This is a genomic window from Tannerella forsythia (assembly GCF_001006485.1).
Lineage (GTDB): Bacteria > Bacteroidota > Bacteroidia > Bacteroidales > Tannerellaceae > Tannerella > Tannerella forsythia.
The window spans coordinates 35,141-59,795 of the sequence record NZ_JUET01000119.1 but is presented as its reverse complement, the minus strand read 5'-3'; the positions used below and the strand labels follow the sequence as shown (position 1 = coordinate 59,795).

Annotated in this window: 22 protein-coding genes, 4 tRNA genes and 1 pseudogene; 12 read left to right on the top strand and 15 right to left on the bottom strand. The window is 45.5% G+C overall.

The genetic code is table 11. The annotated features are described in order from the left end of the window. Positions 1-12: 12 nt before the first annotated feature. Both fucP and Tanf_RS10885 read right to left on the bottom strand, forming a co-directional pair. Positions 13-1,323 (bottom strand): L-fucose:H+ symporter permease, encoded by a 1,311-nt coding sequence (gene fucP, locus Tanf_RS10890; protein ID WP_046825950.1) that lies wholly within the window; start codon positions 1,321-1,323, stop codon positions 13-15. Positions 1,324-1,337: 14 nt separating this feature from the next. Next, positions 1,338-3,131 (bottom strand): L-fucose isomerase, encoded by a 1,794-nt coding sequence (locus Tanf_RS10885; protein ID WP_046825872.1) that lies wholly within the window; start codon positions 3,129-3,131, stop codon positions 1,338-1,340. Between the two features lie 160 nt (positions 3,132-3,291). Here Tanf_RS10885 and Tanf_RS10880 point away from each other — a divergent pair, with 160 nt between their 5' ends. Next, the gene (locus tag Tanf_RS10880) at positions 3,292-3,672 is read left to right on the top strand and encodes a YkvA family protein (RefSeq protein WP_014223766.1); all 381 of its coding nucleotides are present in this window, start codon (positions 3,292-3,294) and stop codon (positions 3,670-3,672) included. Positions 3,673-3,674: 2 nt separating this feature from the next. On the opposite strand, the gene Tanf_RS10875 is transcribed toward Tanf_RS10880, so the two are convergent. From Tanf_RS10875 to Tanf_RS10840, 8 genes are all read right to left on the bottom strand, one after another. After that, positions 3,675-4,481: an MBL fold metallo-hydrolase gene (locus tag Tanf_RS10875; protein WP_046825871.1), complete on the bottom strand. Its 807-nt coding sequence runs from the start codon at positions 4,479-4,481 to the stop codon at positions 3,675-3,677. Positions 4,482-4,640: 159 nt separating this feature from the next. After that, entirely contained in the window at positions 4,641-5,267 is a 627-nt protein-coding gene (locus Tanf_RS10870; RefSeq protein WP_046825870.1) for a LysO family transporter, read from the bottom strand. A gap of 26 nt (positions 5,268-5,293) precedes the next feature. Next, positions 5,294-5,545, bottom strand: coding sequence for a LysO family transporter (locus tag Tanf_RS10865; RefSeq protein WP_236684438.1), 252 nt, complete (start codon positions 5,543-5,545; stop codon positions 5,294-5,296). A gap of 37 nt (positions 5,546-5,582) precedes the next feature. Then, on the bottom strand, positions 5,583-8,717 hold the full coding sequence (lacZ, locus tag Tanf_RS10860; RefSeq protein ID WP_046825868.1) for a beta-galactosidase, LacZ type: 3,135 nt from the start codon (positions 8,715-8,717) through the stop codon (positions 5,583-5,585). Positions 8,718-8,747: 30 nt separating this feature from the next. After that, positions 8,748-10,259, bottom strand: coding sequence for a RagB/SusD family nutrient uptake outer membrane protein (locus Tanf_RS10855; RefSeq protein ID WP_046825867.1), 1,512 nt, complete (start codon positions 10,257-10,259; stop codon positions 8,748-8,750). Positions 10,260-10,282: 23 nt separating this feature from the next. After that, the gene (locus Tanf_RS10850) at positions 10,283-13,393 is read right to left on the bottom strand and encodes a SusC/RagA family TonB-linked outer membrane protein (RefSeq protein WP_046825949.1); all 3,111 of its coding nucleotides are present in this window, start codon (positions 13,391-13,393) and stop codon (positions 10,283-10,285) included. Positions 13,394-13,711: 318 nt separating this feature from the next. Further along, on the bottom strand, positions 13,712-15,295 hold the full coding sequence (locus tag Tanf_RS10845) for a tetratricopeptide repeat protein (protein ID WP_046825866.1): 1,584 nt from the start codon (positions 15,293-15,295) through the stop codon (positions 13,712-13,714). A 450-nt stretch (positions 15,296-15,745) separates the two neighbouring features. Then, positions 15,746-15,823 (bottom strand) — tRNA-Pro (locus Tanf_RS10840). Between the two features lie 262 nt (positions 15,824-16,085). Here Tanf_RS10840 and Tanf_RS10835 point away from each other — a divergent pair. The 11 genes from Tanf_RS10835 (at position 16,086) to Tanf_RS10785 (ending at position 21,595) form a co-directional block, all read left to right on the top strand. After that, complete coding sequence (locus Tanf_RS10835; RefSeq protein ID WP_014223757.1) at positions 16,086-16,898, top strand: purine nucleoside phosphorylase I, inosine and guanosine-specific; 813 nt, start codon at positions 16,086-16,088, stop codon at positions 16,896-16,898. Positions 16,899-16,917: 19 nt separating this feature from the next. Next, positions 16,918-17,415, top strand: a complete 498-nt coding sequence (locus tag Tanf_RS10830) for a prolyl-tRNA synthetase associated domain-containing protein (protein WP_046825865.1) — start codon at positions 16,918-16,920, stop codon at positions 17,413-17,415. Positions 17,416-17,511: 96 nt separating this feature from the next. Continuing rightward, positions 17,512-18,282 carry an SGNH/GDSL hydrolase family protein gene (locus Tanf_RS10825; RefSeq protein WP_046825948.1) on the top strand — a complete coding sequence of 257 codons (771 nt, stop codon included), beginning with the start codon at positions 17,512-17,514 and terminating at the stop codon, positions 18,280-18,282. Positions 18,283-18,648: 366 nt separating this feature from the next. Further along, positions 18,649-18,721: transfer RNA gene (locus Tanf_RS10815), tRNA-Gly, on the top strand. 122 nt (positions 18,722-18,843) lie between these two features. Next, positions 18,844-18,925, top strand: a tRNA-Leu gene (locus Tanf_RS10810). A 12-nt stretch (positions 18,926-18,937) separates the two neighbouring features. Continuing rightward, a tRNA-Leu gene (locus Tanf_RS10805) sits at positions 18,938-19,021 on the top strand. Between the two features lie 118 nt (positions 19,022-19,139). Then, the gene (gene rpmB, locus Tanf_RS10800; protein ID WP_014223753.1) at positions 19,140-19,379 is read left to right on the top strand and encodes a 50S ribosomal protein L28; all 240 of its coding nucleotides are present in this window, start codon (positions 19,140-19,142) and stop codon (positions 19,377-19,379) included. A 24-nt stretch (positions 19,380-19,403) separates the two neighbouring features. Then, positions 19,404-19,592, top strand: a complete 189-nt coding sequence (rpmG, locus tag Tanf_RS10795; protein WP_014223752.1) for a 50S ribosomal protein L33 — start codon at positions 19,404-19,406, stop codon at positions 19,590-19,592. Between the two features lie 25 nt (positions 19,593-19,617). Next, complete coding sequence (locus tag Tanf_RS14445; protein WP_014223751.1) at positions 19,618-19,773, top strand: DUF4295 domain-containing protein; 156 nt, start codon at positions 19,618-19,620, stop codon at positions 19,771-19,773. Between the two features lie 172 nt (positions 19,774-19,945). Continuing rightward, positions 19,946-20,980 carry a UDP-glucose 4-epimerase GalE gene (gene galE / locus Tanf_RS10790; protein WP_041591018.1) on the top strand — a complete coding sequence of 345 codons (1,035 nt, stop codon included), beginning with the start codon at positions 19,946-19,948 and terminating at the stop codon, positions 20,978-20,980. 21 nt (positions 20,981-21,001) lie between these two features. Further along, a complete protein-coding gene (locus Tanf_RS10785; protein ID WP_014223749.1) occupies positions 21,002-21,595 on the top strand; it encodes a hypothetical protein in 594 nt (197 codons plus the stop codon). A gap of 622 nt (positions 21,596-22,217) precedes the next feature. On the opposite strand, the gene Tanf_RS15655 is transcribed toward Tanf_RS10785, so the two are convergent. The 5 genes and pseudogenes from Tanf_RS15655 to Tanf_RS13905 all read right to left on the bottom strand — a co-directional run bounded on the left by Tanf_RS15655 (position 22,218) and on the right by Tanf_RS13905 (position 24,647). Then, complete coding sequence (locus Tanf_RS15655; protein ID WP_236684433.1) at positions 22,218-22,466, bottom strand: Abi family protein; 249 nt, start codon at positions 22,464-22,466, stop codon at positions 22,218-22,220. A gap of 66 nt (positions 22,467-22,532) precedes the next feature. After that, positions 22,533-22,703, bottom strand: a pseudogene (locus Tanf_RS15650) (Abi family protein); the annotation flags it as partial. Between the two features lie 67 nt (positions 22,704-22,770). Beyond that, positions 22,771-22,923 carry a hypothetical protein gene (locus tag Tanf_RS15645; RefSeq protein WP_236684437.1) on the bottom strand — a complete coding sequence of 51 codons (153 nt, stop codon included), beginning with the start codon at positions 22,921-22,923 and terminating at the stop codon, positions 22,771-22,773. A gap of 353 nt (positions 22,924-23,276) precedes the next feature. Beyond that, entirely contained in the window at positions 23,277-23,603 is a 327-nt protein-coding gene (locus Tanf_RS10775) for an RteC domain-containing protein (protein WP_046825863.1), read from the bottom strand. A gap of 366 nt (positions 23,604-23,969) precedes the next feature. After that, on the bottom strand, positions 23,970-24,647 hold the full coding sequence (locus tag Tanf_RS13905) for a porin family protein (protein WP_161794962.1): 678 nt from the start codon (positions 24,645-24,647) through the stop codon (positions 23,970-23,972). Between the last annotated feature and the right edge of the window lie 8 nt (positions 24,648-24,655).

Genomic DNA, 24,655 nt, shown 5'->3' with positions numbered 1-24,655 from the left:
TGTGTCTTAGTATTAAGCTACTTCCCTCGAGCGAAATGTACGAAAGCCGTAGGCGGCAATCACGACAAAACAAACCAGCGGTAAAGCGAACGACAAATTAACTGCCGGAAAGCCCCCGAGAGTGTCCATATCAATGATGGCGGCCTGCAACGGCGGCAGCACCGATCCGCCGAGGATGGACATGATCAGTCCGGCGGCTCCGAACTTGGCATCTTCACCAAGCCCTTTGAGCGCAATACCGTAAATGGTCGGGAACATCAGTGACATACAGGCCGACACCCCCACGAGGCAGTATAGCCCCTTGATGTCACGGAAACCGATGACGCCGAGCGTCAGCAGACCACCGGCAACGGCCAGAATCATCAACAGTTTTCCGGGATTGAGATACCTCAGCAGAAATGTACAAATGAAACGGCTGCAACAGAAAATCACCATCGCAGCTATGTTGTATTGCTGACTTAACACTTCGGCATTTTTCTCGGCCATGCCCTGTTCCATAAAGATTCGTGTGCCATACTGAATGATAAACGTCCAGCACATGATCTGCACACCGACATAGAAGAACTGCGCAATCACCCCTTCACGATAGCGGGGAAGCGAAAAGATGCGTCGCAGTGTCGGAAAGAAATCGATGGCGTGCGACCGGTCGGCATTCTTCGGCATCTTCACGAAACGGATCAGGAGAAACATCGCAAGAATGACGACGCCGATGATAAGGTAAGGCGTGATCAACACCCCCAAATCATACTGTTTGACAGCTTCGAACCGAGCATCGTCGAGCATCGAACGTTGCGCCGTATCCATCGGGTCTAACCGTGCCTGAATAAATGTCATGGCCACGAACATCCCCATCAGCGAGCCGATCGGATTGAACGACTGGGCGAAGTTAAGCCGCTGTGTGGCCGTCTCCTCCGTTCCCATCGAAAGGATATACGGATTAGCGCTCGTTTCGAGGAACGAGAGTCCGCAGGTCAGAATAAAATAAGCGATCAGAAACGGGTAATAACTTCCGGTCATCTTAGCCGGAAAGAAGAGGAATGCACCGGCGGCATACAACGCAAGTCCCATCAGGATACCGGCTTTGTACGAATATTTACGGATAAAAATCGCAGCCGGAAAAGCCATCGCAAAGTAACCTCCGTAGAATGCGACCTGAACGAGCGCTCCTTCGGTCACGCTGGTGCGGAATATTTTTGAGAACGCCTTGACCATCGGGTTGGTGATGTCGTTGGCAAAGCCCCACAGGGCGAAACAAAACGTAATTAAAACGAACGGGATGACATAGCTCACCCCGTCCTTATGTAAGATCGACTGTTTCTTCATGGCCTGCTCTTCGTTCAATATTTCCCGTAGAGCGGACCGTAAGAGCTGCAGGCGCGATAGTCCGCTCCTTCCTTATCCATACCGAAGGCGTTCCATGAAGCCGGCCGGAAGATATCGTCTTCTTCCACGTTGTGCATACAAACGGGGATCCGCAACATTGAGGCCATCGTGATCAGGTCGGCGCCGATATGTCCGAAGCTGATGGCTCCGTGGTTGGCTCCCCAGTTGTTCATGACCGAATAGACGTCCTTGAACGGGCCTTTGCCGGTGAGTCGCGGTGCGAACCACGTCGTCGGCCAACCCTTGTCGGTACGATCATCGAGGATTCGGAATGATTTCTCGTCGAGGTCTACCGTCCATCCTTCGGCCAGTTGCAGTACGGGGCCAAGGCCTTTGACGATGTTCAAGCGCATCATCGTGCACGGCATTCCTCCTTTGGTCAGGAATTTCGAGGAATAGCCCCCACCGCGGAAATATTCGCGATTAGCAGGCATCCAAGTCGTAGCGTCGAGGCAAGCCTGTGCTTCGTCTTTTGTGATCTCCCAGAACGGTTTCATCACCGGCTTTCCTTTCTTGTCGCTCTGCTGGCCGGAGCCGTCGAGGGTCGCCGCTCCGGAATTGATCAGGTGGATGATTCCCTGTGCCGCTTTGCCGGTCAGCTTTTTACCGGTTACACGCAGTACGGCTTCGGGACTCCAGTACGTTCTGACGTCGGCAAAGATTTGCGCCGTATTCGTCAGCAGATAGCCGAACAGCATGGCTGCTCCGTTGAGCGAGTCGTTCTCGGTGGCCAGAATGAATGGCGCGCGGATACCGCTCCAGTCGTATGACGAGTTGAGGATCGCCTCCGTAAAGTCTCCGTTCGGATAGAAGTCCGTCCATTGGCGCTGCCCTTGAAAACCTGCAACAATTGCGTGATGTCCGAGGGCTTCTTCACCGAATCCGAGCGATTTGAGTTTGGGATTACCCACCATCAGGTCGCGCACGATCAGGGTCATCTTAACAATAAACTCCCAATCTTTTTCGTGCTCGGCTTTCGTCTTTGCCAAGTCTTTGCGGTTAATGATATCTTCGCCTTGCTTGCAATTTTTCTTTGCCCACGCCAACGCTTTTTTATATTCTTCTTTATCGTAAATATCGTTCTCCATGCGACGGATGATTTCGACCTCATCGACTCCTTCGCAACGCATACCGAGGTAATTCTCGAAGAAATTCGAATCGACGATCGAACCGGCAATTCCCATACATACGGCACCGATCGACAGGTACGACTTGCCGCGCATCAGAGCGACCGCCATCGCTGCACGTGCAAAACGCAACAGTTTGTCGCGCACATCGGCCGGGATGTCTTTCGCATCAGCATCCTGCACTTCATGTCCGTAGATGCCGAAGGCCGGCAGTCCTTTTTGCGCGTGAGCTGCCAATACGGCTGCCAGGTAAACGGCTCCCGGACGTTCGGTCCCATTAAATCCCCAGACAGCTTTCACCGTGTGCGGGTCCATGTCCATCGTTTCGCTTCCGTAGCACCAGCAGGGGGTGACGGTAATCGTCACCGCCACGTTCTCGCGTCTGAACTTTTCGGTGCATGCGGCGCTCTCGGCCACCCGTCCGATGGTTGAATCGGCGATCACACACGCAACCGGTGTGCCGTCGGGGTATTGCAGCGTCTTTGTCAGTAGTTTTACGACACTTTTCGCCATATCCATTGTCTGTTTTTCGAGTGATTCGTGCACTCCTCCCATTCGTCCGTCAATCGTCGGACGAATCCCGATCTTCGGCCATTCGCCTTGGAATCTATGTTCTCCCATGTCTGTTCAATATTTTATCATGTTTCTAATCGATTCTCCAAAAATGCCGTCAATATTACATACGTTTTCCGGATTTTGCAAATCTTTCTTTCCGATTCTATCCTTATTCCGAAAATAATGTATTATCTTTGCCTTGACAAAACAACAGAAACAGCCTGAAATGGACGAATTGAATAATGAAAATCTGCCCATTCGACGCCTTGAAGAAACAGGTTCGTACAGTAAATATTACGATGACAACCGTTTTTGGCGCAAAGTTCGACGTATCGCTCGAAAAGCCGGTACGAGTGTGCTGCGTCCCGTGCTTCTCCTTTATTATATGATGAAGAGCGAGCATGTGCCCTTACGTGACAAGGCTTACATTGTGGGGGCGTTAGGCTATTTTATTCTGCCGATCGACCTTGTTCCCGATCTTATTGCCGGACTGGGCTATACGGACGATTTGGCCGTCATCGCCATTCTGATGAAACATCTCAAAGACAATCTTACCCCTGAAATAGAATTGCGCGCTGACGCTAAGATACGCGACTTGCTGGAGTAGTCTCACGAATCGATCTCGAAGAGAGGGGAGGGAGTCGTGCGCTTGAGCGTAGTCAGGTGTACATCTTTCCCGACCCGTATCCCTTCTTCCGAAAGGCGTAAATCCACCGTTTTATAGGCCAGGTCAGGATGGTTGTTTTCGCGACTCAAATGGCAAAGCCAGATGTTTTTTAAGGTTGGCGTATAATGAGTAGCCAGAAAGTCAGCAACTTGACGATTGCTCAGATGTCCTCTCGGACCGGCTACACGCTCTTTAAGGAATTCCGGATAATTTCCATAGTGCAGCATCTCTTCGTCATAATTTGCTTCTAACACCAGATGATTAGCCATTTGTATATATTTGCTGACCGTGTCCGTGATATGTCCCACGTCGGTAGCAATTGTCAGGCGATGACTGCCGTAAGTAATCAGATAACCGACGTTATCGCTGCTGTCGTGTGGTACTTCGAAGGCTTTGATCCGGAAGTCACGGATCATAAACGATACTTCTTTCTCGATCATGCGGCGCGAATGAACCAACGTTTCCTCGACATATCGGCTGCGGGCGATGCCCTCATGCACGGCCTCGGTGGCATAGACGGGGATGTGACAACGTTCACCCAGACAGCCGATCGTCTTGATATGGTCGGCATGGTCGTGCGTCACAAGTACTCCCATAATCTTTTCAAATTCGATCCCCCGGTCTTTCAGCACTTTTTTAATGGTTCGGATGCCGATGCCGGCATCAATCAGGATGCCGTAATCGAATGTACCCACATAATAACAGTTTCCGCTGCTCCCGCTGGCCAAGCTCAAAAAAAATAGCTTCATCGTTCCCCTTGACGCAGATGTTCACATCCGCATCCCATTTTTTTGCCGCAAAAGTACGTATTATTTCCCTATGTGCGAAATCTCCGTCTTCTCATGCACCACTTGTAACGGGCTGGATTTTGGTATCGCTTCGGCAGGCTCAGCAACACAGACGAGTGTTTACAATGCGCAAAAGAGGCTCACCGCAAATGGGACGGTCAAATCAACGAGTATACCATGCAGGACGGCTATAAAGACAAAATCTTTGCCTGAATATCTTGTAATGACAGGCAGAGTAGTATCCATTGTTGTCGCACCACCGGCACAGATCGGAGCGAGAGGACCAAAGAATCGAACCCATAAAGGAGCCCCCAAAAGCGCCATCATTTCTCGAATAATATTAGTTATTAAAGCAATCGTACCCAGTTCCGCAGCCGATTGTACACCCAATGAAACGGATTTCAGATCAGTAATCATCACAGACGATAAAGAATAATAGGCAAAGCCACTCGCTACGGCTAAGCAATCATAAATGCTCCATTGGGAAATACAGAAAGCCGCTAAAGTCGAAAAAAGGAGAGTGCCTATTATCGTAGCGACCGGCACCAATAGTAATTGCAAACGTACCGTCTTCAGTATTTGCATGATATGTTTATCACTTCCTACTCCTAATCCAACTTGAAGCATCAAAAAATAGAGAATATAACGTGTCGGATCATCCTCGATGCGAATATCGTAAGTATCCAATATCCAACCCGTCAGACATCCAGCTACGAAAAAAGCAACAACAATAAGGCTCCCTCTCATCTGTTATCAAAAATATAAAAATCAGACTATGATTTATTTTTGAAGAAATTCCGATATACGATCCAAGCTCCCCAAACACTACCCAATGTACCGGCAAAAGCCAGCCATAAGGCTTGCCCTCCCAATGCCGGGAGATTACAAATTATCTCACGATTATTTCCTACTGAAATTCCGAGAGAAAAAAGCAACAAGTAGACAGTCCAACCCATCAGGTTGCTGAATCGCCTAAGTGTCAATCTCTTTCGAAACAGATACCCCAAAGCGATTCCGGTAAACATAAGCCCTATTACAACAAACATATAATTTTACGCTATTCTATCTCAGCAATTTGGTTTTTGATATTAATTCATCCTGTTCCCGTATCGGCACAATCAGAAAGCCGTAATTCTGTTTCACCGGGGTAATCGTATATTCCGGATGCGTATGCGCCCCCCACGTCGTATCACCTCCAACTCCCATTTGCCGGCTGTCAATATTAACCCATACCATGGGTTGCTTTTGAATGCTTCCGCCATGCACACGCTTGGTCCCAGAGGGGATATATTTCAGCGCTTTCATCGGAAATTTCCATGCACTGACACTGAGAGGCTCGTCGGTTGTGCGGATTAACAGTCCCACGCCTTTATCGTTTTGGAGAGCCGCCCAACGTACATCTGTCTTATTAGCGGTCTCCTGAGCTCGTACATACGGATGATATTGTTCCCAAACCGATGCACTGTACAAGTCGACCAAAGCGCTGTTTTTGCGATCCCAATAATTTTCATGAGGTCCTCGGCCAAACCAGGTCATGTTTTCAAACTCTTCTTTAAGGATCATATACATTCCCAGACGGGGCATCTCCGGAAGAGGGTATTCGCCCGGTTCAAATACAAAGTTCACCTTAATAACTCCATCTGCGTAAACAGTATATGTCACACGACATATAAACATTTGTTCCGGCATCGCATAAGAAGCAGACACCATAGCCTTCTGACGGTCACGCGAAAGCGTATATTCAAAATCCTGCAGTATCAGTCGCTCTCCGGCTTCATTCCAGATTGCGCAACGTTCTCCGGTTTTATTGGCAACATCGTTGTCCGTCATCGGACGCCAGAAGTTCGGACGCAACCCTTCGATCAGAAATTCCTTATCTCCGGTAACATAACTGACCAACTCGCCATTTGTCTTAGAGAAAGACAATGAAATGCCAGCCATCTGAAAGACCACCTTTTCATCCAAATCTTGACATGTCAACACCCCTTGGACTGGAGTCTCTTCCGATATCCTCGTTCCCGGTAATAGCCATTGGGCGGCAGAAACCGTATGTCTCGCAGGAATCAGTGGAGTAGCAGTTCGTGTATAAGCTGTCAGATGAAGGAAATATTCGGTGTTGGGATCCTTGTGGAATGAAGGTAACGGCAGTTTCACGTTCATACTCTGATGCGGTTTGATGGAAGGGACGTCGAGCACTCCTTCGTATAATATGCGACCATCCGCTTTAATTTTCCATTTATAATCATAGATATCTGCGTCGATAAAATCGTGGCGATTGGTGATCCGGATAAGATCGGACGAGAAAGGCACACTCTCAAAATGAATATAGCGATACACATGTTTTACTTCCCAGATATGAGGATGCAAACTGCGATCGGCTGCAACAAGTCCGTTGGCACAAAAGTTCGAATCGTTCACAATACCCACAAACCCCATATCTCCACCATAAGCCCAGATGTCACGACCATCATCGTCTTTCCGTGCAAAAGTCTGATCTACCCAATCCCAAATAAAGCCTCCCTGCAAATTATCATATTTATAAATTAAATCCCAATAATCTTGCAAGTTTCCCACGCTATTACCCATCGCATGGGCATATTCACATAAAATGAAAGGACGTTTTTGCCGTTCGTTTACCCATTGGCGCAAAGCCCAAATACGGGCATACATCGGACAATAAATATCGGACAAACCCGCCATGTGTCCTCCTTCGTACTGAACGGGACGACTCGGATCGCGTCGTTTAGCTTCATGATACAGATTTTCAAAATGCTTCCCATAGCCCGATTCATTACCCAAACTCCAGGTAATGACAGATGTAAAGTTTTTGTCACGCTCCATCATACGCATCATGCGCTCCCGAAAAGGAATGTCCCAATTCTCCCAATCGGCCAGCGTCTGAACCGAGGGATGATCGGACATACCGTGCGATTCGATATTGGCTTCGTCAACCAGATAAATGCCATATTTATCGCATAACTCATACCATTGAGGATAATTAGGATAATGCGAACATCGTACCGCATTGATATTAAACAATTTCATCAAACGAATATCTTCCTCCATGCTTTCGACGGTGATTGTACGCCCCGTATACATGTTATGCTCGTGCCGATTCACGCCTTTGATAAGTATAGGTACGCCATTCAGCAACAACATGCCGTTTTTTATCTCAACAGTGCGAAAACCAAAACGATGTGCAAACGATTCCGTCACTCTTCCTTTCCGATCGACCGTTGAAACCGTGACGGTATATAAATCTGGCGTTTCGGCAGTCCAAGGTTTCACTTGTTGAAATATTTTCCGGAAAGAAAGAAGAGTATCCGATTGATTTCTTGCTTTCAAGCGAGAAGAAGCGATCAATTGTTTATTGTCGTCAAACACATTCAACTGTATTTCCGTACCACGAACCTCCCTCCGGTTGTCCAGCAACACATCGATTTCGAAGTTCCCATCTACATAACGATTCGTCAGTGACGCCTTCACTTCAAAGTCTTTGACCCGTACCGCGGGACGTGCAATCAACATAACATCGCGTTCGATTCCACTGTAACGCCAATAGTCTTGTGCCTCAAGGTAAGAACCATCACTATACCGATAAACCTCTACCGCAAGACTATTCAATCCGGGCTTCAGGTACTGATTGATCAAAAACTCAGCAGACAGACGACTATCCTCACTATAACCGACAAATTGACCATTCACCCAGCAATAAAAAGCTGATTCGACCCCACCGAAATGAAGTAGAATATCGGATCCATCAAAAGACTCCGGTATCCGAAAGCTTGTTTTATACGATCCGACAGGATTATATTCTTTGGGAACATGAGGCGGATTGGGAGGAAAAGGGTAACGCGTATCGGTATAGATCGGTACGTCGAAACCCTGCAACTCCCAACTCCCCGGAACTTGTATATCAGCCCAATCCGCCACATCGTAACGATCTTCATAAAAAAAGACAGGACGAGAAGCCGGATTTTTCGAGTAATGGAATTTCCAGGTCCCATTCAATAAATATGTTCGCAGTTGGGAGCTGTCTTGAAGCAAAGCTCCTTCTTCCGATGCATAAGGAACGAAATGGGCATGCATAGTCTCCCGGTTCAACTGATTCACAATCTGATTTTCCCACTCTTTGGATTGTTGGGCAAACAAGGTCGCAGGGAGCCACAGGAAAAAAATCGCAATACTCTTCTTCATAATACGGGGATATTACTCAAAAAAACACTATCAATCTATTGCATTATTCGAATTGATTTCCTGAATCGGAATCGGATAAAAATTATGTTTGGACGGATCAAAGTTCGAGCGTCCAGCTGCATGCAATACCTCTTTCGTCTTTCCCCAACGACGAAGATCATAGAAACGCATATTTTCCAAAGGAAATTCCAGCATACGTTCATGTTCAATCTGTGCGCGCACAGCTTCACGAGTGGCCCCCTTCATCGCAGGCATACCTGCACGCTTACGCACTTCATTAACAAGAGGGATCGCTTCAGAGGTACGGCCAAGCTCATTCAAAGCTTCCGCCTTCATGAGCAAAACATTCGCATAACGCATCAAAACAATATTCGGAGCAAAATATGCAGCACTCAAACCAGCCGCATCTGCCGGCATATATTTACGGAACACCTGTTTATCAGCACCTTGAAACCATTCGTCATAAGTCTTGTCATACACGCGTTTTGCAACAGTATCATTGAAATATTCATCCTTAAAAAAGAGCGTTTCATACAAACGACCGTCATAACGACCGTCTGTCGCCGTCTTACCCTCTTTTTGGTAAGCTTGTATCAGCAGATCCGTCGGGAGTACCTCATCCCACCCCTGCAATTCGGAACAGCCGATAAATCGATGAAGCTGGGTGCGGTAACGCGCTCCATTGGCCGTACTTAATGTAAGTTGTATCTCAAAAATACTCTCTTTCGAATTTTTATTTGTGCCATCGAATAAGGTACGCAACTCTTTCACCAACTCGTATCCCGTCACCCGGTTCAATGCCTCGACAGCTGCATTTAATGACGCATCTTTCCGACCTGTTTCTTCGTATGCTCTTGTCAGATGTGCCCATCCGAGATAAGCATAAGCTGCTCCCTGAGTAGCTCGTCCAACTGTTTCGGAAGTTCGGTTGGCCGGTAATGCTGTTGCTTTTTTGAAATTATCGATAATAAAATCCCATGCTTCGGCACGAGTAGATAACGGTTTATCCAGCTCGGCCACCGAAGAAATATATTTGTCTCGAATAACGATCTGTTCCCAGTTCAATAATAATTTCATATGATAATACCCCCGTAGGAAATAAGCCTCGTTCTGTATCATTGCACGATCGGCCTCCGTTATTTTATCAGCCGGTATATGGGGTAGATTTTCAATGACCTGATTACAATAATTAATACCATAGTAATTATCCCGCCAATAAGCAGAGAATTGAGAATTGCCGTTCGTGTAATTAAAATTTGCCAATTCGATCCAATTCGGATAATTATATGCATCCGATCCCGGCTTGATAATATCTTCGCGATAAGCTTCTACGGGGAAAAAAACCTCAGGAAATTCCCATGTATCGGTAGAAGCTTCCAATTTCGAATATGCAGCGGCTAATCCGGCTTCCGCATCCGATTTATTTCGCCAGAACGACTCGGAGGTCAACTCGTCGGGGGAACTGACTGTCAAAAAATCATCACAGCCCGTAAGGATACCGGACAATAAAAGAACAAACGTTATATATCTAATTTGTATCATGATTATGATGTATTAAGGAGTTATTAAAATGAAAGTTGCAATCCCACAATATATGATCGCGTGAATGGATAGATATGTGTATCCACTCCGGCATTCAAGACATCCGATGTCGGATTGGCAGCGCTCTTACGTGAAAATTCGGGATCGATTCCCGTATAAGGGGTAATTGTAAAGAGATTTTCTACACTGGTATAGAGACGCAGATTTTCCACTCGTAGTTTATGCAATACGGATGGCGAGAACGTATATCCTAGTTGTAGTTGGCGCATGCGAATGTAATTGCCTGTTTCAAGAAAACGGTCTGATTCACGCGCATTCCCGTTCATATCCTGCAATATCGCACGAGGAATATCCGTTCGCTTATTCTCAGGAGTCCAGGCATTCAGTGTTGTTTCCAGGAAATTAGAGCCGGAGCTCATACCTTCGTAAAAATAACGATTCGCATTGTATAATTTACCGCCCCAGCCTCCGCCAAGCAAGAAGGAACAGTCCCATCCTTTATAGTCAACACCGAATGTTAGATTAGCTTCGACTTTAGGAATAGCAGCCCCACAAAATTCTTTGTCTTCTTCATTGATCACGCCATCTCCATTTATATCGGCAAAACGGATATCTCCCCCCTTCGCATTCGGCTGCAAGCGTTCTCCCTTATCGTTTTTATAGGATTCTGCCTCGGTATCACTTTGGAATATACCTTCGGTACGATATAAATAGAACCCTGCAATCGGATACCCCGCTCTCGTTTGTGTCGGAAAATGTTCCGTTCCCCATTTCAGCCCATCACCGTAAAGAGCTTGCTTCGGGTCTGACAGCTCAACAACTTTATTGGCCGTAGTCGTTAAATTGAAACTTGTATGATATTGAAGAACTCCGACTTTATCCTGCCAACTCATTTCCAACTCAATACCGGTATTGCGTATCTTCCCGACATTCATGACGGGATCAAATAATCCAACCGAAGGAGCAAGTTTTTTAGTAATCAGCATATCTTCCGTCCGATTGTAATAATAATTTGCTGATCCGGACAATTTTCCGTTAAACAACCCGAAGTCAAATCCTATATTTTTCGTATCTGTCGTTTCCCACTGCAGGTTACGGTTAGCCAATCCTCTCGCTGTACTGCCCGGCCAAGGTGTCGAACCTGAACCTTGTACATAACCTCCATATAAATTATTATAAGTAGAGATCAATGCCTGAAAATCGTAATACCCTAAAGCTTGCTCATTCCCAAGCCGTCCCCAACTGGCACGTAATTTAAGATTACTGAACACGCCGTCCTTCGGGAAAAAGCGCTCTTCAGAAATACGCCATCCCAATGCAACCGAAGGAAAAAATCCCCAACGGCTGTCACGACCAAATTTGGAAGAACCATCCTGACGGAATGTCAGCTGTAACATATACTTACCGGCATAAGCATAGTTCAGTCGTCCGAAAAAAGACACCCTACGATATGCATAGAGGGAACCTTCACCTGTATATGTGCCCCCTTTTCCGGCGTTAATGGTCCCGAAATAAGGATCAAGAAATCCGCCCGGTTTCTCATGAGTGACAAATTTTCCGTCCTTCACTTCATGTACCAGCGTCTTACCTTCTACCGAGACGCTATTCCAAGTATAATCCTGCAAAGTAACAGAATTTCCGGCCATCGCATTGACCGAATGATCGCCGAATGCCTTATTCAATGTTAGGATATGATCGATTACCTGTTCTTGCCAATAGGAAGAAGATTCGGTATGTAGCGGATATTCTGTCGGTGATTTGACATCTGCGACATACGGAGGCGTATGATAGTTATACCGTTGATGATCTCCACGATAAGAATAAGCAGAACGAAAATTGAGCCACTCTGTAAAGTGAGCTGTGACCGAAGCATTTGCCGTTATATGATATCTGTTCGTGACGGCTTTCCGAAAATGATGATCAGCCAGAACATTCCGATTACTCGGTAGTCCATTCCTGTTTGTCAGTCCATATCCATAACGTTCTGATTCATCATAAACAGGCACTAAGGGTGAAATCATGTAGGCCTCTTTCAATGAATATTGCGGCTGTAAACTCCGGGTTGCACGAAGACCGATGTTGGCTTCAAATTCGAAAATGTTTTTCCGTCCCGACAGTTTCATTCGTGCATTTTCCTGTTTGAACCGATTACCTAATAATACCCCTTTATCATCGGCATGGCTGAAGGAAACAGCATAACGAGCCTGTTCACTTCCTCCGCGCAGACCAACCATGTAATGTTGTGAGAGACCGGTACGAAATAGCTCATCCTGCCAGTTCGTATCCGAATTACCGGGATTCGTTATATACTCTGGCAGTTCAATAGCTTTGCTGGGAAACTGCAGATTGTAATTCTCATACATCTGCCTGTGTACCTGTACATATCCCTTGGCATCAAGCATCGACAACCGATTGGCGACATGCACCATACTAAGCCATGTGTTAAAATCGACCCTCAGCTCTCCTTTTTTTCCATTCTTGGTCGTTACGATAATCACTCCATTAGCAGCGGTAGAACCGTAGATAGCGGCAGCAGCACCGTCTTTAAGCACCTCCATTGAAGCAATATCCTGCGGATTGATATTATTGATATTCCCGGGAAAACCATCGATAATATACAGAGGTTCATTATCTCCGAAAGATTTTACCCCACGAATTTTAACCGATACTCCGGCGCCCGCATTTCCTCCCGACTTACGAATATTCACACCCGAGATTTTGCCCTGCAACGCCTCTGCCGGATTTGTTGTTGCACGGCCGGCCAGTTCCTCCACATTCACCGAAGAAATTGCACCCGTAAGATCACTCTTTTTCATTGTTCCGTAACCGACAACAACAACCTCTTCCAAAACCTCGGTATCTTCTTTTAGCCGAACAATGATATTTGACTGTCCATCGCAGGTTATCTCCTGTGTAGCAAAGCCAATATACGAAAAAATAAGCACATCGCCCTGTGAAGCCCTAATCTCAAATTGTCCATTCAAATCTGTTATCACTCCTTCAGTGCTTCCTTTCTTGACCACATTTACACCGATAGCCGGCACATTATGATCATCATACACCACTCCTTTAATTAAGACTTGCTGTGCTATACTCCACGAAGGTAAGAGGAGAAAACACAGTCCTACAAACATTGTTTTAAAATTTAAACCGATACCTAATCGATTCTGACTTTGCGTTACTATCATAGTATTTCAAATTAAAATTTTTGACAAGATTAGATATTTAAGGTTCATTTGTCAAGTTTTTTCAATCCTATTTTATGTCTACAAAGCCCATTAAAAGGAATTATTTATATCTACAAAAGAAAAAATAAAATACTTTTTATCAGATATATAATCATTACAACATATACTACATTATGATCTTTTGTATAGATTCAAAAAAACATTTATCTACACTTAAGAACATACCCAAATTGGTAATCAACTTTTACAGACGAATGAGATCATCTATATCTGCTTCATATACTCTGTGAGGCTGTCATCTGTTTCGAGATTCAAGTGTTTTCGCAACCGATAACGCGCCATATTGACCGTTTTAGGTGTCGAATGAATGATGGATGCAATTTCTTTCGTCGACAATCCGACACGTAGCAAAGAGGATAAACGTTTCTCATTTCCGGAAAGATTAGGGTGAATCTGTGAGAGACGTTCGATAAACTGCCGGTTTATTTCGTCGATTAAAACTCCCGTTTCCGTATCACGGGCGCTGAATTGTGATATATAGGTATAAATATTGCGTAAATGACGTTCACTTTCGGCAGGCGAAAGCTTATATCCCGCTTTTATTTTTTCCTGTATCTGTGCCAATAAATCATTCCGGCTACGAATAAAAAAAGCAAGATTGGTCAACTCTTTCCGGTGGTGCTCAAGTTCCTGCTGTACAGTCTGCGCCTCATGCTCAGACTCCTTTAATTTCAGTGCCATCAGTTCTTTTTCATGATTTTCGAGTTGCCTGGCCGCTTCAAGCAACACCAATTTCTTCTTCTGCCGATAGTGATATACCGCATAAGAGAGTGCGAGCATAAGGACAATTACAGCCAATACAGCGATAGATACCCACAAACGGAGAAAGTCGATTTGATACGCTTGCTCCCGCATAATTATCTGCTGCTCCTTATCACGGAGGTGCTTTTGTACGATATTCAATTCGATTTGTCTCATTTCATTCATCATCAATAATTCCTTTTCTGCCCCATAAAGTAGCAGCAGATAGGCATATGCGTTCTTGTAATCTTTTCGAGCTTCGTAAACCCACGACTTATAACGATAGTTATCTGCCACCAGTTCTTTTGCATTGATTTTTGCGGCATAGCTCACGGCCGTATCCAGAACAGCCAAAGCATGTTCATAATCTCGTGCATAAAAATATTGTGTGCCGAGGTTATTGTAATTTTCACCTAAAGCCCAAATCTTTTCCAAGGTCCGGTTAATCGCAATCGCCTCGTTTAACAGAGCTACTTTTTCAGTACTGTTTCCCTCATACAAACAAAGATTATTCAGGTTGGCTGCCAACGATGAGAGATTGTTCATCTTACGATTGATGCTCAAAGCCGCCTTAAAATTTTCTTCGGCGCGAACATTATCCGGTTTCTGGATATAAACTAATCCTCTTGCATTATAGCAACGGGCCAAATGAAGCGAATCATTCTGTGCCCGGTAAATATCGGCTGCTTTGTCCACGTACATAAAAGCCTTATGCAAATCTTTCAGTTTCAAGTATGCTCCGGACAAGTGAAGAAATATGCAAGCCTTCAGATGCAGACTGTCCGGCGGACAAACCTCCATTGCATGAGTCAATATTTCAAAGCCGATATTGAAATCGCCAAGACTCATATATGCTTCACCGAGGATAGCTTGCCCCATCGTACTTCCCCCCGTATCTCCTACTTTCTGCGCTTCGGTAATGGCCTGACTCGAATAATATATTGCTTTGGACGGGTCGGCATTTAACATTTCTTCAGCCCTATCAAGTAATTCCCGAATCTGAGAACGACGGTATTCGTCATGAGAGGGAACCGATAAACAGATCATCCAACAAAGCGTTACTCCAATTGACTTACGAAAGAAGCTCGTCTGTTGTTTTTTTCGAGAAAACGACATGTGTCCATATTTTGACTTGTGCTTTGAAAACATACTCCCCGGCGGGTGCTTATGTATTACGATTGCAAAGATATTGTGTTTTTTTGATATCTCAATATCTGCTTTTTATGTTCGAAACCGGTATGTTCGGTTTATCCGTGTCAAGAATAGCGATGGCTGCCATATCTTTAGTTTAATACGGTGGGATTGAAAGTGCCGAGGCTTTTTGGGCTCTTGTTACTCGGATATGCATTTGCTCAATTTTTGCTCAATATCAAGGCTACGAAAAATACACGTTATTACCCAAAAAGCAAGTGTATTGACAAAAGGATTCATTCGTTTTTGAGCATAAAAAAAGCCTCAAAAGTCTCTACTATTATGACTTTTAAAGGCTTCTCCTGATGGTCGGGGTAGCGGGATTCGAACCCACGACCCCCTGCTCCCAAAGCAGGTGCGCTAACCGGACTGCGCTACACCCCGAAATCAATACAACAATCCATTATTTATTGCGGCTGCAAAAGTACAAAAAGAAATGAAAACCGGCAAAAGTAACGTCTTTAATGTTTATTGTTTAAAATTGTTGTGTTTTTATTCACAAAAACTACAATAACATAATAGTGCAAAAAATAATACGAAATAGATTCTTTTGTTCTGATAAAAATTTAGAGACAGAAAAGATTTCATTGCGGATAAAGATGAATTTTATTACTTTTGCGGAGTGAACAAACGAATTTCGAATTAGATGAAAACAACGTATCAGGAAGCTGCGGATTATCTGGCTCCAAAGATCAAAGGAGAGCCGGAGACAGCGATTATTCTCGGTAGCGGGCTGGGAGCGCTGGCCGACAGAATTGAAGAAGCGACGGTTATCCCATATGCTGAGATTCCTCATTTCATGAACTCTACAGCCATGGGGCACAAGGGTTGTTTAATCTTCGGGATGCTGGGGGGGCGGCCGGTGATGGCCATGCAGGGACGTTTCCATTATTACGAAGGATACACGATGCAACAAGTCACTTTTCCCGTGCGTGTGATGAAGTTGCTCGGTGTGAAGAATCTGCTCGTTTCGAATGCGGCGGGAGGCATCAATCAGACGTTTCATGTAGGCGATCTGATGATCATCCGCGACCATATCAATATGCTGCCGAACCCGTTGATCGGTCCGAACAATGAGACCTTCGGGACCCGCTTCCCGGATATGACCCGCGCCTACGACCGTGAGCTTATCAAGCACGTCGAGGCGATTGCCGAAGAACATCATATTCCACTCAAAAAGGGCGTGTATGTCGGCCTTACCGGTCCTTCGTATGAGACACCGGCCGAATATGCGTTTTATGGCAAAGCAGGCGGCGATGCTATCGGCATGAGTACGGTTCCGGAAGTGATCGTTGCCCGTCATGCAGGACTGCGTGTCTTTGGCATGTCGGTCATCACGAACGAAGGATACCATTTTGCAGATGATTTTGAGAACGACGGTGACGAAGTAGTCAAAGCGGCCAACCGCGCCACAGATGTCATGACGCGGCTCTTCTCCGAGTTGATCAAACGAATCTGATGTACCTCTCTTGCAAACGATGAACGGAGACCCGCGTCTTTACGCATTGCTGGAGCAACTCGGTATCAAGTTCGAATACCTTGAACATCCGCCTGCCCCGACGATCGAGATCGCCAAACAATATTGGGCCGGGCACGATGCGAAGCACTGCAAAAACTTGTTTTTCCGCAATCATAAGGGAAACTGCCATTATTTGGTCATTCTCGATTGTGATTGTGCGATGGATATACATGCCATAGAAAAACGACTTGGACAGGGAAAACTTACCTTTGCTTCCGAGAAGCGAATGGTGAAGTTTCTTGGCGTTACCCCCGGTTCGGTAACACCTTTCGGACTGATTCACGACGAAACGCACCATGTACATGTTTTTCTTGACCGTAACTTGCAGAAAGCTTCGCGATTGAGTTTTCATCCGTGCATCAATACGGCTTCGCTCATCCTCTCGAACAGCGATTTCATGCGTTTTATGGATCATGTGCAGAATACATACGAATGGATCGATTTGTATGATCTATAAAAAAGTGAAGAGTGAAAAGTGAAGAGTGAAAAGTGAAGAGTGAAAAGTGAAAACTACGAATAAATATAACGAACAAAAAAATAAATAATGAATACGATGAAGACAAGACGAGATTTTTTGAGAAACACAACATTGGCCGGATTAGGTATGTTATCCCTCCCTGAATTGGCCAAAGCAGTAGTTAACGAACAACACAGCGTTTCAGCTCCCAAAATTACGGTCAAAAACAATGCCGTGATCCTTTTTCAAGGCGATTCAATCACCGACTGCGGACGAAATCGGGAGGCCGTCGATTGTAACACGTTCGATATGATGGGGCCCGGCTATGCATTATTGGCAGCAACACAACTGCTCAAGACATATGCCGACAGGCAACTCAAAATTTACAATCGTGGTATCAGCGGGAATAAGGTCTATCAGTTGCGCAACCGTTGGGAAGTCGATACCTTGACGTTTATGCCCGATATCCTGAGTATTTTGATTGGTGTGAACGATTTCTGGCATACGCTTTCGAGTGGATACAAGGGAACGGCAGAAACGTATGAAAATGATCTTCGCGATCTGTTGAATTATACGAAGGAGAAGCTTCCTCATATCCAGCTTGTTTTGGGCGAACCTTTTGCTCTTCGCGGTGGCTCGGCCATCGACGAACCGAAGTGGTTCCCGATGTTCGATGCATATCGAAAGTCGCTAAAAAAGTTGGCGAATGAATTCGGAGCAGTCTTTGTGCCTTATCAGTCAGCTTTTGATGCGGCGATGAAGCTGGCTCCTGCCCGATACTGGTCTGTAGATGGCGTACATCCCGACCTGCCGGGGCGTCAACTGATGGCTGATGTGTGGTTGGAAGCAACTGGTTTGAAAAAATAATCGGCTGCAAAAACGTCTGATAAGCGGCATTTTGCCATTATTCCAACAAGCATTTCAAAAAAAATAGTGGCAGAATGCTTGCAATATAAAAAAAAGACCATATCTTTGCACCCGCTAATCATAAAAATACGTAGCGAGAATAGTGCGGAAGTAGCTCAGTTGGTAGAGCACCACCTTGCCCAAAAGATAAAAGGTTCCAACCTTGGCAAGGGAAAAGCGACATCGGCAGACTGCAAATGCGTAAAGAAAATAGTGCGGAAGTAGCTCAGTTGGTAGAGCACCACCTTGCCCCGGAAAGATAAAAGGTTCCAACCTTGGCAAGGGAAAAGCGACATCGGCAGACTGCAAATGCGTAAAGAAAATAGTGCGGAAGTAGCTCAGTTGGTAGAGCACAACCTTGCCAAGGTTGGGGTCGCGGATTCGAGTTCCGTCTTCCGCTCACGATGTAAAGGAGGCTTCTCCTCTTTTTTTGTTGCTGCAAAGCCGGGATACGGGGACTCTCCTTGACAAAGGATGTACGAAGAGCGAGAAGCGATCGCCTTGAAAAAAAAATTGAAGTAAGCCCAGGTGGCGGAATTGGTAGACGCGCACGTTTCAGGTGCGTGTGTCGAGAGGCATGCAGGTTCGAGTCCTGTTCTGGGCACCCCTTCAATATGCGCAGGTGGTGGAATTGGTAGACACGCTACTTTGAGGGGGTAGTGCCGGCAACGGTGTGTGAGTTCAAATCTCATCCTGCGTACGTAAGAAGAAGACGCGTAGCGTTTTTTCCTCCCTTACCGAGGGGATAAGAGGAGGAGGTCGCTTTTGGCGTCTTTTGTGGATAAAAACAAGAAGAAAAAAAATAAAGTAATAAAGCAATGTCTAAGATTTGTCAAATTACCGGAAAGAAAGCGATGTCGGGGAACAATGTCGCACATTCGAATGTACGGACGAAGCGTAAGTTTAATGTGAATTTGTTTACCAAGAAGTTCTATTGGGTAGAGCAAGATTGCTGGATTCGTTTGAGCATATCGGCTGCCGGCTTGCGTCTGATCAACAAGATCGGTTTGGATGCGGCCATCAAGAAAGCTGCCGATAAGGGATATTTAGGTGCATAACGTAGATAGAGGAGGAAACAAACAATGGCAAAAAAAGTAAAAGGAAACAGAGTGCAGGTCATTCTCGAATGTACGGAACATAAGGAAAGCGGTCTTCCCGGAATGTCGCGTTATATCACAACAAAGAACCGTAAAAATACGACGCAACGGTTGGAGTTGAAAAAATATAACCCGATTTTAAAGAAGATGACCTTACATAAGGAAATTAAGTAATAATTTTTTATAGGAGATTTGAACCATGGCAAAAAAAACGGTGGCAACCTTTAAGTCGGGAGAAGGCGGACGTACTTATTCCAAAGTGATTAAGATGGTAAAATCGCCCAAAACGGGTGCATATATCTTCCAAGAAGAAATGATTCCCAACGACTCGGTAAAAGATTATTTCAAGAAGTAACGACACTTCAATAATCACTGTAAGATTTATTGGACAACCCATACAATGGGTATAAGTCACAGCAAAGTCCGCTTTGTTGTGATTTTCTTTTTCTATGAGCTCTCTTCAAAAGAACAACATTACGGAACGAAATAAATTACCTACCTTTGGCGATAAAAAACTCAACTCTTTTATGACGAAAAAAATATTAGTGACAGGCGGAACCGGATACATCGGTTCGCATACGACGGTAGAGCTTCAAAACGCAGGCTATGAGGTGATCAGCATCGATAATTTATCCAATTCGGAGATCGGTGTGCTCGACGGTATTGAAAAGATTACGGGGAGGCGACCTGCTTTCGAGGCGGTTGACTGTAACGATAAGGAAGCATTAGACCGGGTGATGACCGATCATTCGGGTATTGAGGGGATCATTCACTTTGCAGCCAGCAAGGCGGTAGGCGAGTCCGTACAGGAACCGTTGAAATATTATCGCAACAACCTTGTTTCACTGATTAACTTGCTTGAACTGATGCCCAAGCATGGTGTTAAGGGGATTGTTTTTTCTTCGTCGTGCACCGTTTACGGACAGCCGGACGCCGGCCATCTGCCGGTTACTGAAGAGGCGCCTATTCAGCCGGCCTGCTCACCTTACGGCAATACGAAACAGATCAACGAGGAGATCATACGCGATACGATTCATGCCGGAGCGCCGTTTAAAAGCATCCTGCTGCGTTATTTCAACCCGATCGGTGCACATCCTTCGGCCGAAATCGGCGAGTTACCCATCGGCATTCCGCAAAACCTCGTTCCTTTCCTGACACAGACCGCAGCAGGTATACGTAAAGAACTGTGTGTCTTCGGAAACGACTATGACACTCCGGACGGCTCCTGCATACGGGACTACATTAACGTGGTAGACTTGGCCAAGGCGCATGTCATTGCCATTGACCGGATGTTGAACAATGCCTCGAGCAAGCCGCTCGAAATATATAATCTCGGCACAGGGCGCGGCGTTTCCGTACTCCAACTGATCCGCACATTCGAAGAGGCCACAGGCGTCAAGGTACCTCATAAGATTATCGGACGTCGTGAAGGAGACATCGAGAAAGTATGGGCAGACCCGAGACACGCCAACGAAACGCTGGGCTGGACAGCTCGGGAGACATTGGCCGATACGCTTAAATCGGCATGGGAATGGCAAAAGAAATTATGTAACCGTTTATAACCTCATTGCAAAACGAATGATATGAAAATGAGACTGTTTATTACAGGTCTGCTTTTGTTGTCAGGCATCCGGCTTTCCGCGCAGGAAATGACGAAGTACGGCATCAAATCGGCTGTCATCAAAAAAGAAGTGACAACCATGGGACAAAAGATGCAGAATACGCTTTATTTCGACGATTACGGAAAAAAGGAGGCGGCCGAGCTACATATCAAAGTGACGAATATGGATAAGCTCATGCGTACCATTGTCGAAGGAAAGACGAACGTAGCCATCGATTTGGAGGAGAAAAAAGCTTACCGGATGCCTGCATCTGACGAACCGAAGAACTACCGTAATCTGACGCAGGAAGACAGGACGAAATACAACATCAGGGAAGGCGGCGAAGAAGAAATAGCCGGTAAATTGTGTAAAAAATATACGCTCGACATTCCGCAGGGAGACACGAAGTTCCAGGCGACGGTCTGGATATGGGAAGGGATCATGCTGAAATTCGAATCGGTCAACGAGGGACAAGTAGTCGTCACGGATGAAGCCAAAGAAATCAGAGAGAACGAGACGATACCGGCCGACAAGTTTACGATTCCGGAAGGGTTTACCGTTCACGAACAGAAATAAGCCGAAAAGGACATAGGACGATGGCCTTGCTTGTTTTCAGGCGAATACGTCTAAGACCATGGACGCTTGGCTCGGAGGGGCTGCCGACCAGCTTCAGGGACAGATATCGAGTGCCAAGATACCGCTAACTTCTCCGAACGCATCGAGCAGAAAAGTTCATTCCCTATAAAATGATTGCCGGAATAAACGGGCAGTGGGTATTTTACTATATCTTCAAACGGCTCCTCTTTGTCGTCATCGGGGTCTTTACCGCTCCTTTCACCTGCTTGTGGGCTGTCTATAGAGTTATCAGGGCTTTTCGATAAGAGGTGGCAAATTCTCCAACTAAGGGTTGGAGTTTTTCTAATCTTTTTTTGCGAGACTCGAAGAGTTTCTGCAACCAATAGTTGCAGAAACTAAATCAAGGGAGATACTCCGAAACCGGAATACCTCCCTTTTGATTTGCTGCATCTTGTGTTCTCTTCATTTCGGTTCCCTTATAAATGAAGAACGCCCCTCAAGTATGCTGTCTTTCGACGCGCCTGAGAGGCTTATTATCTTTTAGTTATAGAACTGTCTAATCTGAAAACCGCTATAAAGGTACGACTTTTTATCCAACAAACAATACTCTTGCCGATTATTTTTAATAGTTCCACATTTTTTCATTCATCCAGTCCGGCTGAAATCCCATTGCATTAAGGGATGCTACTTCTTGATATTCTGTCAATAAATCTTTTAGCCGATGTTTGAAAGTGGAGGTGGGATTTGCTGTTTGTAACATATAATTCAGCATACACAGAAAATAATAGAGTTTGCTTCTTTTTACCGTGTCTGGGCTACTTACCCAGTCAAGGCTTTTGGAAAAAGCCAATTTTTTAGGTACGATGTTCATATCCCTGTTCCAAAGCCTTGCATGATGGGCACATATGTTACGTACATAATTTATTGTGTGAAGCCACGAACAGAACGTCTTGGGCGGCAAGGAAAAATAGGAGGCAATGCCGTTTATATCGGCACGGAGTTTCAGTCCAGTACAGATACGCGAAAGGTGATTGAAATACATGACCTCAACGCTCATCCAAGATGGCGGATTTATGGGGTTGTTATATTTATTGCAGTAATGCTGAATGAAAACCTCTGCCTTGTTGTTGTGTAACTGTTCCTTAATATGCTTTGAATATCACCATATACATCTATCATAACTGTCCTCCCGTCACGCAAAGTAATGGTCTTGGAAGGAGTGAATATTTCCGGTCAAACACATATAGATTATACACCATATCCCAAGTAACGCCTTCACGAAAAGAATCAAGTATCTTTCCGCTTTCCTTTTGCTTGTACGGTAGCATATAGGCACTGAGACGGTAGTAATTGATATTGGAAAGATGTCTTTCCGTACGTTGTTTATCGGAAATGACCATTCCTCTCGACCTCAACAGTTCAACCTGCTCAGTATATGTTAATGGTGGTTTGTTATAAATTTCCATATTCTTGTATTTCAAACGGAAGCAAAAGTACGGATTTTTGATGCGTTTTTACCATGTATTGCAGAGAAAACGAACACTAAACCCTTTCCGAATTCCCCAAAGAATACAAGGAACTGCTTCCGGCATCCAAGGATATAGCCAAGAAATTGGAACTGTTTATCAAAGAATAAGACAATGGGAGATATTCCGGTTCGGAGTATCTCCCATTGTTTCACTTACCGCTTCTTGAATTTTCCGCCTTTCAAGTCGCTCTCCACCATCCGCTTGTTTAGTTTCTCCCGGAGTTCGTCAAGGAAATAGGTGCGGCTGTCGTCCTTGCGGCGCTTCATGTTCATATAGACATTGTAACAGTTCTTGACTTCCACGCTGAAGATTTCAGAAAAGGCGTCTGACAATTCCTCTACACCGATTTTACCAATGTTAATGCAGTCGTAGGTGTCAAGGGCGTAAAGGAGTTCGACCAAGTCGGTTGATTTACCTGTCCAACGGAGTTTCTGGACTGGTTTGACGGGCAACGCAGGAAGAACTCCCTGCATCCGCATCTTCAACAATTCCAGTTCCGTGTCAATGACAAAGAGTAGCTCCGATATATTTTTTCCCCATTCCGTTTGCGGAGGACGATGCTTCGTCGAGAGATTGCAGGCGGAAGCGTGTGTAATGAAGTGTACGAAACAGCGAGGGAAACGACTCTTCCACTTCACAAAGGTTGATGATTTCATCGATGAAGCCGTCCGTTACAGTACGCAATTCTGCTACAGTCAAATTGTCCGGGAACAATTTCCCAAACGAATGGGTTTCAACAAGTCTTTTCATTTTTATTCGATTGAAGTTTGACATATACAAAATGAGAGCGCACTGAATCCGCCTTGCCACGGTTCCCATGCGCTCTCCTTATTCTATTTCGATGTTCAGAACAGATAACCTACGCTTAAAAATGTATTGCGTGTGTGGACGGTGCCGCCTGACACAGAGAAGTTCTTTCCGTTGGCTTCCGTCAGTCCAAACTCTCCACCGATGCCAAAGACTATTTTTCCGTTGTCGGCATACAAGCCGAACGCTAAGCCCGCATCGAACGGATTGAGCAGTTTGTCACTGAAAGTCTGCTTGCTGTCCGCCCCCGACACGCTGTAATTGCCCGCCACGCCGTAAGCGAAGAAAGCACCGAGACGAGGTTCGAAGTTCCATTTGCCTAAGTTGATTACATAGCCGCACGTCACGGGAACCTGTATGTAGGCAGCGTGTACAGTCAGTTCACGACTACCGCCCGTCTCATCCGCGGAAAATCCTTTCATCGACATCTCAATCCCTGAATGGATACGCCAATTGGGATTAAAGGCGTAGGCAAACGTCAGACCCGCAGCACCGCCTAACACCGATTTGGTACTTTCCGACTTACCGTTGGAGGCATCGAAATCGAGCGAAGCGATGTTCAGGGCAGCTTTTACGCCCCATTGCGTACGATTTTTCCCCTCTACCTTTTCCTGCTGTTGCGCCTGCATCGTTCCGGCAACTCCAATCATGCACACTGTCATCAGCGCAATCTGCCTTGCGAATGTCACCGATAGAATCTTGTTTTTCTTTTTCATATCCATTT

Coding starts and splice junctions, on each gene's coding strand:
- Tanf_RS10865 (WP_236684438.1), bottom strand. CDS start 5,545: ATGTTTACCGGAATCGCTTTGGGGTATCTGTTTCGAAAGAGATTGACA.
- Tanf_RS10825 (WP_046825948.1), top strand. CDS start 17,512: ATGAAGACAAGACGAGATTTTTTGAGAAACACAACATTGGCCGGATTA.
- Tanf_RS13905 (WP_161794962.1), bottom strand. CDS start 24,647: ATGAAAAAGAAAAACAAGATTCTATCGGTGACATTCGCAAGGCAGATT.
- fucP (WP_046825950.1), bottom strand. CDS start 1,323: ATGAAGAAACAGTCGATCTTACATAAGGACGGGGTGAGCTATGTCATC.
- Tanf_RS15655 (WP_236684433.1), bottom strand. CDS start 22,466: ATGAACATCGTACCTAAAAAATTGGCTTTTTCCAAAAGCCTTGACTGG.
- Tanf_RS10880 (WP_014223766.1), top strand. CDS start 3,292: ATGGACGAATTGAATAATGAAAATCTGCCCATTCGACGCCTTGAAGAA.
- Tanf_RS15645 (WP_236684437.1), bottom strand. CDS start 22,923: ATGCTACCGTACAAGCAAAAGGAAAGCGGAAAGATACTTGATTCTTTT.
- Tanf_RS10875 (WP_046825871.1), bottom strand. CDS start 4,481: ATGAAGCTATTTTTTTTGAGCTTGGCCAGCGGGAGCAGCGGAAACTGT.
- lacZ (WP_046825868.1), bottom strand. CDS start 8,717: ATGAAGAAGAGTATTGCGATTTTTTTCCTGTGGCTCCCTGCGACCTTG.
- rpmB (WP_014223753.1), top strand. CDS start 19,140: ATGTCTAAGATTTGTCAAATTACCGGAAAGAAAGCGATGTCGGGGAAC.
- rpmG (WP_014223752.1), top strand. CDS start 19,404: ATGGCAAAAAAAGTAAAAGGAAACAGAGTGCAGGTCATTCTCGAATGT.
- Tanf_RS10870 (WP_046825870.1), bottom strand. CDS start 5,267: ATGAGAGGGAGCCTTATTGTTGTTGCTTTTTTCGTAGCTGGATGTCTG.
- galE (WP_041591018.1), top strand. CDS start 19,946: ATGACGAAAAAAATATTAGTGACAGGCGGAACCGGATACATCGGTTCG.
- Tanf_RS10785 (WP_014223749.1), top strand. CDS start 21,002: ATGAAAATGAGACTGTTTATTACAGGTCTGCTTTTGTTGTCAGGCATC.
- Tanf_RS10775 (WP_046825863.1), bottom strand. CDS start 23,603: ATGCGGATGCAGGGAGTTCTTCCTGCGTTGCCCGTCAAACCAGTCCAG.
- Tanf_RS10845 (WP_046825866.1), bottom strand. CDS start 15,295: ATGATCTGTTTATCGGTTCCCTCTCATGACGAATACCGTCGTTCTCAG.
- Tanf_RS10855 (WP_046825867.1), bottom strand. CDS start 10,259: ATGATACAAATTAGATATATAACGTTTGTTCTTTTATTGTCCGGTATC.
- Tanf_RS14445 (WP_014223751.1), top strand. CDS start 19,618: ATGGCAAAAAAAACGGTGGCAACCTTTAAGTCGGGAGAAGGCGGACGT.
- Tanf_RS10885 (WP_046825872.1), bottom strand. CDS start 3,131: ATGGGAGAACATAGATTCCAAGGCGAATGGCCGAAGATCGGGATTCGT.
- Tanf_RS10830 (WP_046825865.1), top strand. CDS start 16,918: ATGAACGGAGACCCGCGTCTTTACGCATTGCTGGAGCAACTCGGTATC.
- Tanf_RS10835 (WP_014223757.1), top strand. CDS start 16,086: ATGAAAACAACGTATCAGGAAGCTGCGGATTATCTGGCTCCAAAGATC.
- Tanf_RS10850 (WP_046825949.1), bottom strand. CDS start 13,393: ATGTTTGTAGGACTGTGTTTTCTCCTCTTACCTTCGTGGAGTATAGCA.